Source organism: Pseudanabaena sp. Chao 1811, from assembly GCF_027942295.1.
Classification (GTDB): Bacteria; Cyanobacteriota; Cyanobacteriia; order Pseudanabaenales; family Pseudanabaenaceae; genus Pseudanabaena.
Genome location: NZ_CP101416.1, coordinates 2,592,691 through 2,607,179, shown reverse-complemented (window position 1 = coordinate 2,607,179; position 14,489 = coordinate 2,592,691). Strand labels below are relative to the sequence as shown.

Here is a 14,489-nt window from a genome sequence, read left to right as displayed (position 1 = left end):
TGCAACGCTCTTTTATTCAAAACCAAGTGTTCTCAAGGCTAAGCGACGATTTTGCCATACTTGAGTTTCTTGGGGTGAAATCTGAATGGCTTTATCATAGGATGCGATCGCTTCTTCTAGTTTACCAATTCCACTGAGGGCATTACCTCGACTATACCAAGCGAAATGGTCATCAGGATTAATTTCTAAAGCCCGATCATGACTGGCGATCGCTTCTTCATACAGTTCTAGTTTGTTGAGGACTAGCCCCCGATTATTCCAAGCGTAATAGTCATCAGGGCGGATTTCTAGGGCTTGGTCATAGCTAGCGATCGCTTCCGTATAATTTCCCCAATGCTCCAGAGCCTTAGCACGGCTATACCAAATTTGATGATCGCGGGGTTTGTACTCCAAGGCGCGGTCATAACTGGCTACAGCTTCACCATATTGTCCAATACTCTCAAGGGCATAGGCACGACTAAACCAACCCTGTACATAGTCGGGCTTTAGGGCTAGAGCCTTTTCACAATGTTCGATCGCTTCGTCATATTTGCCTAGCACACTACAAACTAGCCCCTTACCACCGTAGGAATAGTAGTAATCAGGCTTATGTCTGAGGGCGATATTGTAACTATTAATAGCCTCTTCGTAGCGACCTAACATACTCAAAGAAGTCCCAAGGTTATGCCACGCCGCATAAAAATCTTCTTTGAAAGAAAGCGCTTGCCTATAATTCTCTACAGCTTCTTCATGGTGATCGCTTAGGTCTAAAGCCACGGCACGGTTATACCAAGCTAAATGATTATCATTGCGAATCTGTAATGCGAGATCACAATTATCGATCGCCTCTTGGCAGCGATTACCCGCGACTAATAGTCCCCCCTGTTCTAGCAATAACTCAATACGGCGCTCAGATATTAATGGTTGAGCATCAATCAACTTTTGCAGATCTTCATACTTACGATCACGCTCTTCGGCACTAAGCTGACCATAGGCTTCAAAGCGATCGCCACCAACCCACCGAAAAGTCTCCTGCCGCAACAATTCCATATCCGTAGGAAACTCAAATACCTCTACGGCATCATCAAACAATTCGGGATAGTCGTTAATAAAAAACTTGAGGGCAAACAATGGCAATAGAAAAACAAAGCGAATTGCGAACTTCTCTCGGAGCCTAGACCGCAACAGGCTCAAGTGAGCAAGAGGACGAGGAATATGCTTGAGCTTTTCGCCTAATTCACCATCAACATTATTTGTAATTTCACCTTCTAAAAATTCTTCGATGCCTGTGATAAATAACACATTGGCATCATGGACATCGGGCTTATCGACAAGTACTTCATAAAAGTCTGCGACAGGCTGATTAAGTCTTAGTACATGAACTGTTTGCTGTAGGGTATCTGATCTTGTCCTTTTTATAATTTGCTCCCCCTCAGCAGGAGAACAACGAACAAAAAGCATCCCAAAACCTTGTTTCTGCTTTAGTAAAGCTAATAGGGTTTGATATTCTGTCTCTGGATTTTTTAGAGCGTCTTTATCCCAAACGTTTCCAGCGTACTTCATGTCTCTCCAAGTTGACTGAATACTCAAGCCAATCATAGCAAAGTTGTAAAAATCTGTTGCATTTCGTTATTACAAAAAAATAGAGGTGATACAAAGTACCACCTCTATTTTTTTAAGCATCGTATACGATATCTACGATCTCAAGTTCTTGCTTTGTACCAGCAAAGGGATTGTCTGGTGTCAGGAACAACATACAGTGACATTCTTTGCGCTCACGCATTGGCACACAGGGGCAATTCCAGTAAGTATCTTTGACTTCAGCCTCTTTGTCTTCATAATAACGACAAGGACAGAGAGGCGAGCCTAATTCTTCTTTATGTTTTGCTAAACCTTCGATAACGGCATTAGTTACACTAGGATCTACACAAAAAAAAGTCCCTGTGTTTTTGGCATATTTTTCGGAAAACTTTCTCATCGCTTCAAAGCTTTTGGAGGAAGCTTTGTTTTTCCCGCGATCTGACTCTGACTCTGGTTTAAGGGACATAAACTAACAAAATTTGCAAAGAAACGGCTAATTATTACCTATAGCATGAAACAGCTACTCTACCTTATTTTTAGTTATTTCGACATCTATCATTTATCTAAGTAGCTAGGCGTAATTAAATATAAAACCCCAAAGGCTGTGGCGCACGCACAGCCTTTGACTCTGGATTTTAATTATGCCCAGCCACTTAGATATTGTCACTTGCATTAACCTAAGAAGCGAGTGGTAGCGAAAATTGCTGCCACTCGTCAAGCGATGTCATGCTGAGATAATTACTAGAAAATGCCGTTTTTTTGTGATTGCAAATAAGAATTTTTGCTAAGGTAGTAATTGAAAAATTGATGACGTATCAGCCGTATCAGTGAAATATATGGCAATTAACGTAAATTCCTGTACCTTGTCTGGGCTAGCGATCGCTACAATCTTGACCACCATGATTGTTGATCGTCCTATGGCGCTAGCTAATGAGGCTGAGCATACAAACGAAAAGCTAGGTACAGTAAGGACTTTACCTAGCTTGCAGACCAGAGCACGTCCTCCCCTCCAGCCTACGACTTTACATCTCGGTATGTTGGAGAAACAGTTTTTTGAATATGCTCAAGATAATAATTGGGCGGCGATCGCTACGATCCATCGCAATGAATTTACAATGCACCAGTTACAACCAGGTGGTGAAGGTTTGTATGCACTGCCCGATCGCAAGCTAGTTTATGTACGAGGCTTTACGGCAAATATTTATTTTGAAAGCGATCGCTTAGTGGGCATTCGTTTAACCCCTGATAATCGCGATCGCGCCCTGACCGCACCAGAATTATTAACCTTAGTTAGAGCATGGTTTCCTGACGATGCCTTGAGTGTAATCTATCAAGTCGCACCATCCGATCCGCGCAAGAGCATAGTCGAAACGCTAATTGGTACAATACCAAAGGCTTTTGAACAAGACTTAGGAAAAGTGAGTTTGCCCTTTTGTCGCACCATTATTTTTCCTGCTCCTGTCCCCATCAATACCTTATCGACCTGTAGTCTAAACTTGTAGAGAGCGCTTTGCGCTCAACCCCAAACCAAAAGATTTTTGGAAAGTGTTGCTGAGCAATACTTTTCAAAAATCTTTTGTTATTCGTTTAATCGATAAAATTGCTGTAAGCCCTTTGTTTCTAAATCTACTGACACATTAATTTCCCATGCAAAAACGAGTTCTATCTGGTGTACAACCAACTGGCAACCTCCATATTGGCAATTACTTGGGGGCAATTCGCAACTGGGTAGAGACTCAGGCTGATTACGAAAACTTCTTTTGTGTCGTCGATCTGCACGCGATAACTGTCCCTCACGATCCCAAGACCTTAGCTAGCAATACTCGCGACATTGCAGCTTTATACATTGCCTGCGGTATCGATCCAGAGATCTCCACAATTTTTGTGCAGTCCCATGTGTCCGCCCATGCCGAGTTGACATGGTTACTCAACTGCATCACGCCGTTAAATTGGTTAGAGAGAATGATCCAATTTAAAGAGAAGGCAATCAAGCAAGGGGAAAATGTGGGCGTGGGTCTGCTGGACTATCCCGTGCTGATGGCTGCCGATATTTTGCTGTATCAAGCGGATTTAGTTCCTGTCGGTGAAGACCAGAAGCAGCATTTGGAACTGACGCGGGATATTGCGGGAAGATTTAACGATCAGTTTGCACCAGTTTTGAAAGTGCCTAATCCCTTAATTCGGAAGGAAGGGGCAAGGGTAATGAGTCTCACCGATGGAACCAAAAAAATGTCGAAGTCTGATCCTTCGGAAATGAGTCGGATTCATTTGCTCGATAAGCCCGATGAAATTGCTAAGAAGATCAAGAAGTGTAAGACCGATGCGGTGCGCGAGCTAGCCTTTGATGATAGCGATCGCCCTGAAGCGAATAATCTACTTGGTCTATACGCAATTTTTGCAAATAAAACTAAGGAAGAAGTCCAAGCTGAGGCGGCGACATGGCGCGGCTGGGGTGATTTTAAGACTGTACTTACTGATGCGGCGATCGCTCATCTTGAGCCGATTCAGACTAAGTATAATGAAGTGGTAAAAGAATCAGGATACCTAGATCACGTATTAAAAGAAGGTCGTGAAAAAGCCTCTGAGACTGCTTTTAAAGCCCTTAATGCCGTTAAAGATGCAATGGGTTATTTGCCACCTTTATAAAAATTTGGGAATATATAAAACCTTTCAAGTAAAGGAATTAATCTTACTGCTTGAAAGGCTTTATTATAATTAAAATATGAAAGATTTTATCGAAGTTAATCTATTAAATAAAGTCTATGACTAAAACAAAAATTATCTTGAAAGACGATCAGTATAATATCTCAGAGCCAAAAGGAATTACGAGAATTTCTGTTTCGGGATATAAGTCACTTGCGGAGGAATGCAGTATTGAAATAGCTCCTTTAACTATTCTCTCTGGAGCAAATAGTTCTGGTAAATCTAGCATCATGCAGCCATTATTGCTCATGAAACAAACTTTAGAATCCACTTATGATGCAGGTTCTTTAAAATTAAATGGTGCTAATGTTCGCTTAACTTCAACAGATCAAATATTCACAAAAAATATAGATAAGCCATTACATCTAACAAATAGTTTTACTGTTTCCGTAGGATTCGATGAAGAAATAATGATCAAAAATACTTTTAAAAAAGAAAATAAAGTCAGAGGAATAAAAGTTTTTTCTTCAATGTATAAGTACAAAGATTTTGCTATGACATTAGAGATAGGCATGAATCATGAAAATATATTGAATGGGTTTTCTGAAAATCTACAAGAATTTTATCAGATGTTAAACAGTAGAAATCATATAGAAATACTTGAAAACAACCTAAAAACTGCTTATAAAAGACAAAATGATCACGATTTAAGCGAAAATAAACTCAGAGAAGTTCTCAACTCATTCTCAGATGAATTAAACCAACTTACAAAGGATGTGTATGAATTTGCGGTCGAAAGCTATAGATGTTTTTTGTATGTTAATGCTATTTTTCTACACCCTGAGTCCTTACTTATATCATCAAATTCATCTGACGCAATAGCGATCACTAATTTGTTTAGATTTTTTGGACATAATGGATTATGTAGTATTATGGATGAACAAATTCATCAGTTAATTCATGTTCCGGGATTAAGAGGAAATCCAGAGAGAACATATCCTGTTAGCTCTATAGGTGATGAATTTACTGGCACATTCGAGAACTACGTTGCTAGTATTATTCATGATTGGAAAGTTAATAAAGATAAACGACTAAAACAACTTAATGAAGCACTTCAAGTCTTAGGATTAACTTGGAAGATTGATACCAAACAAATTGATGATACGCAAGTAGAAGTAAGAGTTGCTAGAGTTACAAATAAAGGTAATAGTAAATCTACTGATATGGTTAGTATTGCTGATGTTGGGTTTGGATTATCACAAACTCTGCCAGTTGTTGTTGCTTTATTAGTCGCTGAACCAGAGCAATTAGTATATTTAGAACAACCAGAAATACATTTACATCCTCGCGCCCAAGCTAACTTAGCTCAGCTACTTGTTGATGCCGCAAATCGAGGTGTTAGAGTCGTTGTGGAAACCCATAGTGAGTTATTAATTAGACGAGTACAATCACTTATTGCCGAAGATAAAATTGCTGCCGAAAAAGTAAAACTGCATTGGTTTAGTCAAGACGATAATGGCTTTACAAAAGTAACTACAGCCGAACTTGATGAAACAGGAGCTTTTGGAGACTGGCCAGAAGACTTTAGCGAGATTTCTTTGCAAGAGGAGAGTCGTTATTTAGATGCTGCCGAGTCTAAATTGATGGCAGTCTAAATTATGTCGAAGAAAGCTAAAGTTTCTAAGTTGTTAGTTATTGATGCCTCGATCGCAAGATCTTGTGGTGCTCCCAATGCAACTTTTCCGACATCAAAGAATTGTCGTGATTTTCTCAATGCAGTATTGACGATTTGTCATCGCATGGTGTTAACCGATAACATCAAAGAAGAATGGGATAAACATCAATCAATTTATGCAAAAAAGTGGCGTTCGAGCATGGTCGCTAAGAGAAAGGTAGAATATCGCGCAGATGTAGCTTTTAATCAGACACTTAGAGACAAACTGGATAAAGTTGCTGAAAGTGATAAACCGCGAGAGGCAATGTGGAAAGATTGCCATCTTTTAGAAGCAGCGATCGCCACTGACAAGATCGTTATTTCCCTAGATGAAAAAGCGCGAAACCCGTTTGATAAAGCTGCTAAATCTATAAAAGAATTGCATGAGATTATGTGGGTGAATCCTGACAAACCAGAAGAAAATGCTCTCGTATGGCTAGAAAATGGGGCGACAACAGAGAAATCAAGACAACTAGGGAATTAATTAATCTTTCCGTTTGAAATAAGCGCGATAAATGGGTAAACCTTGGGAAATTACTGAACTTTCACGCTCAGTCGGAATATGAGTAGGAAAAATTGAATCATCTGCAAAATTACCTTTTCCTGCAAGATTAACAAAATTATCATTAGCATCAAAATGTTGGCGCATATCTTCAGCTACTTCCAACACATCGGACTGCAAAAATACATCGGCATTAGGCACAAGTAACTCAGCTAACGTTGCAACTAGCTCAGGTTGAACGGCGCGACGTTTTTGTTGGCGACGCTTGAACCAAGGATCGGGAAATTGAATCGTGACTTCATGCAATGAGCCTTTAGTTAATAGTCCCGCTAGCGACACATTGGCATTGCAAAAAATGTAATGCAGATTTTTTAAGCCTAATTCGTCTCGTACTTCATTACAGCGATCAACTAATGGCTCCCGAATTTCCAAACCCAAAAAATTCCAATCGGGCTTTAGTTGCGCCATCTGCAAAATGTAGCGTCCGCGTGCCGAGCCAATATCTAAGCTTAAGGGCTTTGAGCAATCAGCATAAACTTCCGACCAAACTGGCGGCGCGATCGCCACACTATATTTTTTGGCAAGCGGATTTACATGTTCCCGTACCCGCGCCCGTCGTGACACATTTTCATTGGTGACATTGACAATCACTTCGCCTGCATTAGTGACATTGACAATGCGATCGGGAATATTGGGACGATCAACTAGTGGTTCGGCTGAATTAATGGAAGGATTTGAGGAGTTATGCTGCATAGTATTTAGAATAGCCAAATATTCAGAATAAATCAAAAAGCAGAGGGTGATTGCCCACTCCTATGCTTTTTGGGTTCAACAAAAATATCTTTTGGTTTTTGATAAACACTTTCAAATTTGAGTCTGCGATATATCTGGAATAACGCCCAAAATTCACTAAGTTATCGATCGCCATGACTGTCGCAGATTGGTCTATCAAGAATTTCCCAAGTACGACTGATCATTTCTTTCCGATCACCTATTCCACCCTTGCACCGCAAGCCTTAGTTGATCGGATTTTGTCTCGCTACGCAGTGGGCGAAGTTACCAGTTGTGTATTTTGGATGCGGGGGCTGAGCGATATTTATTTGGTGGAAACCCATGACAACCGTTATGTATTGCGCGTTTCCCACGCCCATTGGCGCTCTAGAGCCGAGATCGAATTTGAGTTAGAGCTATTAACCTTTCTCCATAAAAATTACATTCCTGTTGCCCATCCTCTCACAACCAAGGATGGACAGTTAGCGATCGAAATTCCCGCCCTTGAAGGTAAACGCTATGCGTCTCTCTTTACCCATGCCGCAGGTCAAATTGCCGTTGGTGATCTCAACAAGCTTCAAGCGCAAAGATTAGGGGAAACCTTGGCAAAACTCCACAATACTGCCCAAGATTTTCAATGCCATGCCGCACGTCCGCATCTGACGATTAACTATTTACTAGATGATTCTCTGCGCGATCTATCACCATTTTTTAATGAGGCGGCGCGAGCATATACCTATGAAGCGATCGCCCAAATCAAGGAACAAATTTGCGACCTACCACAGGAATTTCCACTTTGGAGTGTTTGCTGGGGCGATCCGCATAGTGGCAATGTCCACTTCACCGAAAACAACGATATTACGCTGTTTGATTTCGATCAGTGCGGTTACGGTTGGCGATCTTTTGACATTGCTAAATTTCTGCAAGTGACTTTGCAAGCAGGTATAAGCCCTAGCGTCCGCAAAGCCTTTTTGCATGGTTATCAGTCCATCCAGCCCCTTGAGGACATCGAATTAACATGTATGCAGCCTCTCATGCAGGCTGCCCAGATTTGGTCATGGGCAATTAGTGTCAAGTCAGCGATCGTGCATAACCACAGCAAGCTCGATGCAAGCTACTTCCACCAACGTCTCGAACATTTTAAAATGTTGCGATCGCCCGATTGGAAACCCTTTTAAATAGTCAAGCATCAGTAAACTTAAAATCCATATTTCTGTACCGCCCGCTACGCGGGCGGTACAGAAATATAGATTTCGTTTATAACTATGGCGAGCTACTTAGACAAACAAGATGTCTATCTGCCAAAGAGATCGGCACACATCTTGCTCAAGGCTTTAGGAATTAAAAGAAAATCGGCGAACTGCTAGCAAACTACCCAATACTCCAATTACTGAGCCAAAAACAACTAATACCGCAGGTAGAAGTAGTTGCACTCTCAGATCGGTAGTTAAACCTAAAGTGAGAGATTTGATTAATTCTGGCTGATTGACGATCGCATCGCCTAATAGATTGATACTTAGCATCAGCATCACATAGGCAGTAGCCGCACCTGTAACGCCAAACACAACTCCCTGCAACACAAATGGGAAATAAATCCATGTAGCAGTTGCCCCGACTAACTGCATGACTTCAATTTCGCGTCGTCGCGCTAATACAATGAGGCGAATAGTGGTTGTAATTACCGCGATCGCAATTACCGTAAAAATTGCCACGATTGCCACACTACTATTACTTACAGCACGGCGTAACTGCCCAATTCTCTCTACGACCTCATTGGTGTACCACACCTCATTAATTCCCTTTAAGCCAGAAATACGCTTAGCAATATCAGGCACGCGATCGCTCGATACTGCCCGCACCTTAAACTCATCCACTAAAGGATTACCACCAAGTTGTTGGGTTGCTTGAGTGAGATCAGTTTTACCGAGATCCTTCATCAAATTTTGCCATGCGTCTTCTTTAGGAATGAGCCTTGCTGAAGCCACACCATCAACAAGGAGCAAGCGCGACTGCATCGACTCACCAACCGTATTTTCATCAAGATACACCGATATTTCTAATTGGCTACCAAGCTGACCTAGTACATTTTCTAACTGCCAAGAAATTTGTAAGCTTGCTCCAAACAAAAATAACAATACCGCTACCGTACTAACAGCAGCCCAGTTCATCCAACCGCCACGCCGCAAACCTAAAAAAGTCTCCCGCAGCAAATAATCAATCTTCGTAAAAAAGCGAACAACTCCCTGCACCATAACTAACACCTAATTAATCACCAATCACCAATTACCAAAGCTAAAAGCTAATAGCCAACAGCTAATAGCCAAAAACTACACAATATAACCATTTTGCAAATGCAATACAGGATGATTAGCAGCTCTAACTAACTGTTCATCATGCGTAGTCAATAGCACCGTTACCCCAAAGGAATTTAGCTTTTTTAAGATTTTAATCACCTGCCATGCATTATCAGGGTCGAGATTTCCCGTCGGTTCATCGGCAAGTACTAGTGGGGGCGTATTCACGATCGCTCTGGCAATACTTGTCCTCTGCTGCTCTCCTCCAGAGAGTTCTTCAGGAAAACAATTAGCTTTGTGTGATAAACCCACCATTTTTAAGGCTGGCTGGACACGACGTTGGATTTCCTTATATGTATAGCCCTGTGCCATCAGCACAAAGGCAACATTTTCGGAAACAGTTCGCTTAGGGACAAGTTTGTAATCTTGAAAGACGATCCCAATCTTGCGGCGTAACATCGCCAGATTATTTCCTTTTAAACCATTCAGATTAAACCCATTGACAAATACTTCGCCATCTGTGGCTTGCTCAGCTCCATAGAGCAACTTTAGTAGGGTGGATTTACCCGATCCTGAGTGACCTGTAATAAATTTAAAATCCCCTTGATAAAGTTCAATATTCACATCCCGTAAGCCCACAGCACCATTAGCATAGGTCTTACGAACATTTTCTAATTTAACGATCACCGACTTTTTCTTATTCGGAGCATTGGCATCGGGAGTACGATTTGGATTTTCGTTAGTTGATGTGGAATTTGGCTTGGTTGGCAGTTTTAGCATGGGCGATCGCTTTTTTGTTCTTAAAAAGTTGGACATAGGTCAACCATGTCCGATCTTTTGTCATTGAGATTATACAGATCTAGTCAAGGGATCAACATCAGCAATAGCTGCAATCTCAATTGTCTTCCTAAGATATAGCAGTCCTAAATCATTTGTAGATTTTTAGGTTTGTGGAAACACACCCCTTCGGGGTGTGTTTCCACAAACCATTTAGGATTTCTATAGAGACAATATAAGTAGCTGCGCATAATTAGAACAACACCTCTCTCTTTTTTTAATATTCAGCACAAAGCGCTTTATGCTACATTATTGCGGGTTTCAAAATCTCATTAACGATTTACAATCCGTAGTTGGAATTTTCTACTCATGGGGTATCATGAGCGAAATTTATCAAAAAACTAGTAAGCTTTTATTGATCTGGTGCTTTTACCTTATAAACAAAGGCTTGCGATCATTATTTTTATAGAAGCAGCTATTCTTGCAGAGACAGCAATGTAATAACTAAGGGAACTAGCTAACTAATCTATATGTCCATACACCAAACCAACTGAGGGGTTATCAGCAGTGGCAGCTCACAAGATACTAGTGATTGATGATAGTCGCGTAATCCGTAACATGGTACGTGATATGCTCCCGCCAGCAAATTTTGAGGTACTAGAGGCAGCCGACGGCATCAAAGGGCTGGAGATGATTCAGCAGCAGCAGCCTTGGATGATCATGCTAGATTTTTTACTGCCTCGGATGAGTGGCTTTGAGGTTTATGAAGCTTTGCAGCAAAGTCCAGAGCTAAGCCGTATTCCTTTAGTTTTGATGTCTGGTCGTAAGGAAGAAGTAACGAGTAAGATTGCGGAACCCTTTGAAGATAAATATCTCGTATTCATTGAAAAGCCCTTTGAGCAGAAAGAACTGATTACAGCGATCAAACGGGCAATGGTCTTAGCTCAAAAACGTCCTCCAGCTTCAGTTATTTCTCCTGGAGCAGTCACAACGGATGCCTCTACTTCAGACAGAGCAGATGAGGGACTAGTTAAACGAATTGAAGAGCTAGAAGCTAAGCAGAAAAATTTAGAGCACCAGTTGTTATCACAGCAGAAACAATTCCAGCAGCTAGTAGATTTTATCAAGAAGAAATTAAAGTAATTTACCCATTGCTATCAATAAAAAAAAGAATTTTCATCGTCTAAGACGGTGAAAATTCTTTTTTCATTCATGAATCGAGCCATCGGGCATAACTGCCCCACTAAATTTTGTGTGTTCGAGTTTAGTTAAACTCAGATCAGCCTTTAGGAGATTTGCACCTTGTAAATTAGCACGGCTAAGGTCAGCCCTTGTCAAAATAGCGCCCCGTAAATCTGCTTTTTCCAGATTAGCGCGACTGAGATCCGCCCAAGCAAGATCGGCTCCACGCAGATCAGCGCCACTTAAGTTAACGTGGGTCAAGATGGATTCACTGAGGTCTATACCGTGGAGTGCAACCCCCTGCATATCGATATCATGTAAATGGGTTTGCTCAAAGTTGCGATCGCCTTTTGCGTAGCGGTCTAGCAATTCTGCTTTGGTTAATGCAGCATGAGAAGGTAATGTCATAATCTGTTTCTGCAAATATTAGCAAGCACAAAGCACTTCTAAATATTTATCCTAGTTGTATATATTCATTTTTATCATGACGGATTGGTTGCAACGTACAGAATTACTGATTGGTTCCGATGGACTCAACAAGCTCAAACAGGCAAATGTGTTAGTTGTGGGTATGGGTGGTGTTGGTAGTTTTGCTGCGGAATTTTTATGCCGTGCAGGGATTGGACGAATGACGATCGTTGATGGCGATCGCGTTGATCCTTCTAACAAAAACCGTCAGATTGTGGCACTCAATAGCACTGTCGATGTCCATAAGGCAGATGTGATGGCAACGCGAATGTATGACATTAATCCCGAAATTCAGTTAACTGCGATCAAGGAATTTCTCACACCTGACCTAATGATGGAGCTAGTGACAACTAAGTTTGACTGGGTGCTTGACTGCATCGATAGTTTGCAACCAAAGCTTTATTTCCTTGGGGCAGCCGTCACCAATGGCGTAAAAGTGGCAAGTAGTATGGGGGCTGGCGGTCGTGTTGATCCCCAAAAGGTACGCATCGCACCAATTTTTGAAACGGATTGTTGTCGCTTTGCCTATAAGGTACGAAAAGGGCTACGCCGTAAGGGTTTTGACAAGGCAAATATTACTGCGGTTTATTCTGAGGAATTGGTGAATCGAGATTCTTTGCAATTAACGGATGGCAGTAATTTCAAGCGCTCTTACTACGGCACTATTTCCTACATTCCTGCTCTGTTTGGGATCAATATGGCAAGTATCGTAATTCGTGATCTAACTTAAAAAAAAGAGACTCGCAAAGCGAGTCTCTTTTTTTGTTGATTAAGCGAATGGCGGGAATCGAACCCGCAACATCTGCTTGGAAGGCAGAGGTTTTACCACTAAACTACATTCGCAATTGCTTATTAAGGTTACGCAGTTATTAACTATAGCAGCGATCACGATATTGTCAAAGCATTTCTTGCAAATTTATTAAATGTGGGAAATGCAGCTAATAAATTTGGATTTTTAGAATTCACAATATCCTTGATCCATTTCGATCCGATCAAGTACTTTTAAGCCTCTCGGATCGCCAAGTTTCCGCAATGCATTCCTTGCATCGGTCTGCACACTGAGGTCATCGTCATCGAGCGCATAAATTAACGCATCTACAGCATCATGATAAATTTCATCTTGGGTATCAAATTCACGGCGCTTCTGGACAATCAGCTTACCCAGCGACCATGCACAGTTACCACGGACAGCAGAAACCGCATCTTTAGTTAAAGCTTCTACCAAAGGCTCGATCGCTTCAAGATCACCTAGTTGTCCCAATGCGCTCGCCGCCCACAGACGCACTGCGGTAATGTCATATTTGAGCGCCGAAATCAGTGGTTGTAAGCCCAATGCTGCCCGACAGGTTCCTAAAGCCCAGACAATACCTTTGCGAACATAACCATTCCAATCTTGGTTCAGTTGACTAATTAGTGGCGCGATCGCTTGATCACTTTTGTTACGCCCAAGGGCATAGGCAACACTTACTCGCACCAAAGGACATTCATCTTGTAGTAGCTCAATTAAGCGGGGGATGGCTCGCTCATCCTCTAGTTCACAAAAAGCTCTAGCCGCCTGCATCCGCTCAAGGATAATCTCGGAATTGAGGAGCGCTAACATTTCATCAGGATCAGGAAGAGGCATTTCCTCTTCGGGTGGCAAATCCAAAGGACTCAATGGAGATGCTTCAATATCTAAAATTGTTAAGTCGTCATTGCGTGTCATGGCGATCGTCATGGCAAAAAGTCAGGCATAGTTGGGATGCCCCGATGTGTAGTTGTTATCTTACAGTGCTTTGTCCTGCTTTGTTAACGGTCTACCCAAACAATGGTTCTAGGTTCCACACCATTGCTTTTGAGGATATTGGCGATCGCAGCACTTACATCTTGATCTAAACCTAAATTCCAGCGGGTCTGAAAATCTTTGTAAGATAGCGAATACATTTGGCTATTAGTATCGGTGTAGTAAATTTGTTGGCGCACTGGATCGGCTCCCGTCACAGCAATCCAATGCAAATAGGGAATTGAACCGATATAGGGAATTTTGAAACTGCCAACTCTAACTAAAGCGATCGAAGGTTTGCCTGAACGCACTAAATTAATCAAACGATTAAAACTTGTCTGTGGTGATTTCTTGACACGATTGCCTTCCCAGCGTTGCATCACCTGCTGCAAAGTTAATGGAGGCGTGCCAGTTCTGACTTCAATCCATTGATTAGTAAAGGGATTCCGAAACTTTTGCGGCAAAAACAACTTTTTATCCGTAGCCGATCGCACCATTGCATAGTCCACATCATGACCGTAATAGCGCAATACCCGCGCCGCCGAGTTAGGACCACAACTCCAGCTATCATTTTGTACCCCTGTATCGGGCAATTCAATTACTTGAGAAGTGCCACTTGTAGCAATGAGATTCTGCTCTATATTTTGCTTGGCATGAGGACGTTTAAGGGTAGAGATTGCCGATGTTGCAGGTGTAATTGTCATAGAAATCGTCGTACTCATAACAGCAATGGCAAGAGCTGTAAGCGAATTTCTAAAAAAGCTCATAAAAGTCATATCAAGTCACAAGTAATTAGCTGGGCGCATAGCTTCCCCC

At 41.7% G+C, this 14,489-nt stretch carries 15 protein-coding genes and 1 tRNA gene; 7 read left to right on the top strand and 9 right to left on the bottom strand.

Translation table 11 applies throughout. From position 1 onward, the window contains the following. Positions 1 to 12 precede the first annotated feature (12 nt). Both NMG48_RS11930 and NMG48_RS11925 read right to left on the bottom strand, forming a co-directional pair. Positions 13 to 1,542 (bottom strand): tetratricopeptide repeat protein, encoded by a 1,530-nt coding sequence (locus NMG48_RS11930; RefSeq protein ID WP_271251771.1) that lies wholly within the window; start codon positions 1,540 to 1,542, stop codon positions 13 to 15. Positions 1,543 to 1,654: 112 nt separating this feature from the next. Continuing rightward, entirely contained in the window at positions 1,655 to 2,026 is a 372-nt protein-coding gene (locus tag NMG48_RS11925; protein ID WP_126385380.1) for a ferredoxin-thioredoxin reductase catalytic domain-containing protein, read from the bottom strand. A gap of 370 nt (positions 2,027 to 2,396) precedes the next feature. Here NMG48_RS11925 and NMG48_RS11920 point away from each other — a divergent pair, with 370 nt between their 5' ends. The 4 genes from NMG48_RS11920 (at position 2,397) to NMG48_RS11905 (ending at position 6,401) form a co-directional block, all read left to right on the top strand. Further along, positions 2,397 to 3,062 carry a hypothetical protein gene (locus NMG48_RS11920; protein WP_271251770.1) on the top strand — a complete coding sequence of 222 codons (666 nt, stop codon included), beginning with the start codon at positions 2,397 to 2,399 and terminating at the stop codon, positions 3,060 to 3,062. Positions 3,063 to 3,207: 145 nt separating this feature from the next. Further along, the gene (gene trpS, locus NMG48_RS11915) at positions 3,208 to 4,206 is read left to right on the top strand and encodes a tryptophan--tRNA ligase (RefSeq protein ID WP_271251769.1); all 999 of its coding nucleotides are present in this window, start codon (positions 3,208 to 3,210) and stop codon (positions 4,204 to 4,206) included. Between the two features lie 116 nt (positions 4,207 to 4,322). Beyond that, the gene (locus NMG48_RS11910) at positions 4,323 to 5,858 is read left to right on the top strand and encodes an AAA family ATPase (protein WP_271251768.1); all 1,536 of its coding nucleotides are present in this window, start codon (positions 4,323 to 4,325) and stop codon (positions 5,856 to 5,858) included. 3 nt (positions 5,859 to 5,861) lie between these two features. Continuing rightward, positions 5,862 to 6,401: a hypothetical protein gene (locus NMG48_RS11905; RefSeq protein ID WP_271251767.1), complete on the top strand. Its 540-nt coding sequence runs from the start codon at positions 5,862 to 5,864 to the stop codon at positions 6,399 to 6,401. On the opposite strand, the gene trmB is transcribed toward NMG48_RS11905, so the two are convergent. Next, positions 6,402 to 7,172 (bottom strand): tRNA (guanosine(46)-N7)-methyltransferase TrmB, encoded by a 771-nt coding sequence (trmB, locus tag NMG48_RS11900; RefSeq protein ID WP_271251766.1) that lies wholly within the window; start codon positions 7,170 to 7,172, stop codon positions 6,402 to 6,404. A 173-nt stretch (positions 7,173 to 7,345) separates the two neighbouring features. Here trmB and NMG48_RS11895 point away from each other — a divergent pair, with 173 nt between their 5' ends. Continuing rightward, positions 7,346 to 8,368, top strand: a complete 1,023-nt coding sequence (locus tag NMG48_RS11895; protein ID WP_271251765.1) for a homoserine kinase — start codon at positions 7,346 to 7,348, stop codon at positions 8,366 to 8,368. A gap of 156 nt (positions 8,369 to 8,524) precedes the next feature. On the opposite strand, the gene NMG48_RS11890 is transcribed toward NMG48_RS11895, so the two are convergent. Continuing rightward, entirely contained in the window at positions 8,525 to 9,442 is a 918-nt protein-coding gene (locus NMG48_RS11890; RefSeq protein WP_271251764.1) for a cell division protein FtsX, read from the bottom strand. Between the two features lie 75 nt (positions 9,443 to 9,517). Further along, the gene (ftsE, locus tag NMG48_RS11885; RefSeq protein WP_271255271.1) at positions 9,518 to 10,264 is read right to left on the bottom strand and encodes a cell division ATP-binding protein FtsE; all 747 of its coding nucleotides are present in this window, start codon (positions 10,262 to 10,264) and stop codon (positions 9,518 to 9,520) included. A gap of 564 nt (positions 10,265 to 10,828) precedes the next feature. Here ftsE and NMG48_RS11880 point away from each other — a divergent pair. Continuing rightward, positions 10,829 to 11,404, top strand: a complete 576-nt coding sequence (locus NMG48_RS11880) for a response regulator (protein WP_271251763.1) — start codon at positions 10,829 to 10,831, stop codon at positions 11,402 to 11,404. Between the two features lie 63 nt (positions 11,405 to 11,467). On the opposite strand, the gene NMG48_RS11875 is transcribed toward NMG48_RS11880, so the two are convergent. Next, positions 11,468 to 11,851 carry a pentapeptide repeat-containing protein gene (locus NMG48_RS11875; RefSeq protein ID WP_271251762.1) on the bottom strand — a complete coding sequence of 128 codons (384 nt, stop codon included), beginning with the start codon at positions 11,849 to 11,851 and terminating at the stop codon, positions 11,468 to 11,470. A 76-nt stretch (positions 11,852 to 11,927) separates the two neighbouring features. Here NMG48_RS11875 and NMG48_RS11870 point away from each other — a divergent pair, with 76 nt between their 5' ends. Then, the gene (locus NMG48_RS11870) at positions 11,928 to 12,641 is read left to right on the top strand and encodes a tRNA threonylcarbamoyladenosine dehydratase (protein ID WP_271251761.1); all 714 of its coding nucleotides are present in this window, start codon (positions 11,928 to 11,930) and stop codon (positions 12,639 to 12,641) included. Positions 12,642 to 12,683: 42 nt separating this feature from the next. Here the strand turns inward: NMG48_RS11870 and NMG48_RS11865 are convergent. The 3 genes from NMG48_RS11865 to NMG48_RS11855 all read right to left on the bottom strand — a co-directional run bounded on the left by NMG48_RS11865 (position 12,684) and on the right by NMG48_RS11855 (position 14,395). Then, positions 12,684 to 12,754: transfer RNA gene (locus tag NMG48_RS11865), tRNA-Gly, on the bottom strand. 112 nt (positions 12,755 to 12,866) lie between these two features. Continuing rightward, a complete protein-coding gene (locus tag NMG48_RS11860; RefSeq protein WP_271251760.1) occupies positions 12,867 to 13,628 on the bottom strand; it encodes a HEAT repeat domain-containing protein in 762 nt (253 codons plus the stop codon). Positions 13,629 to 13,699: 71 nt separating this feature from the next. Further along, the gene (locus NMG48_RS11855) at positions 13,700 to 14,395 is read right to left on the bottom strand and encodes a C39 family peptidase (RefSeq protein ID WP_271251759.1); all 696 of its coding nucleotides are present in this window, start codon (positions 14,393 to 14,395) and stop codon (positions 13,700 to 13,702) included. Positions 14,396 to 14,489 lie beyond the last annotated feature (94 nt).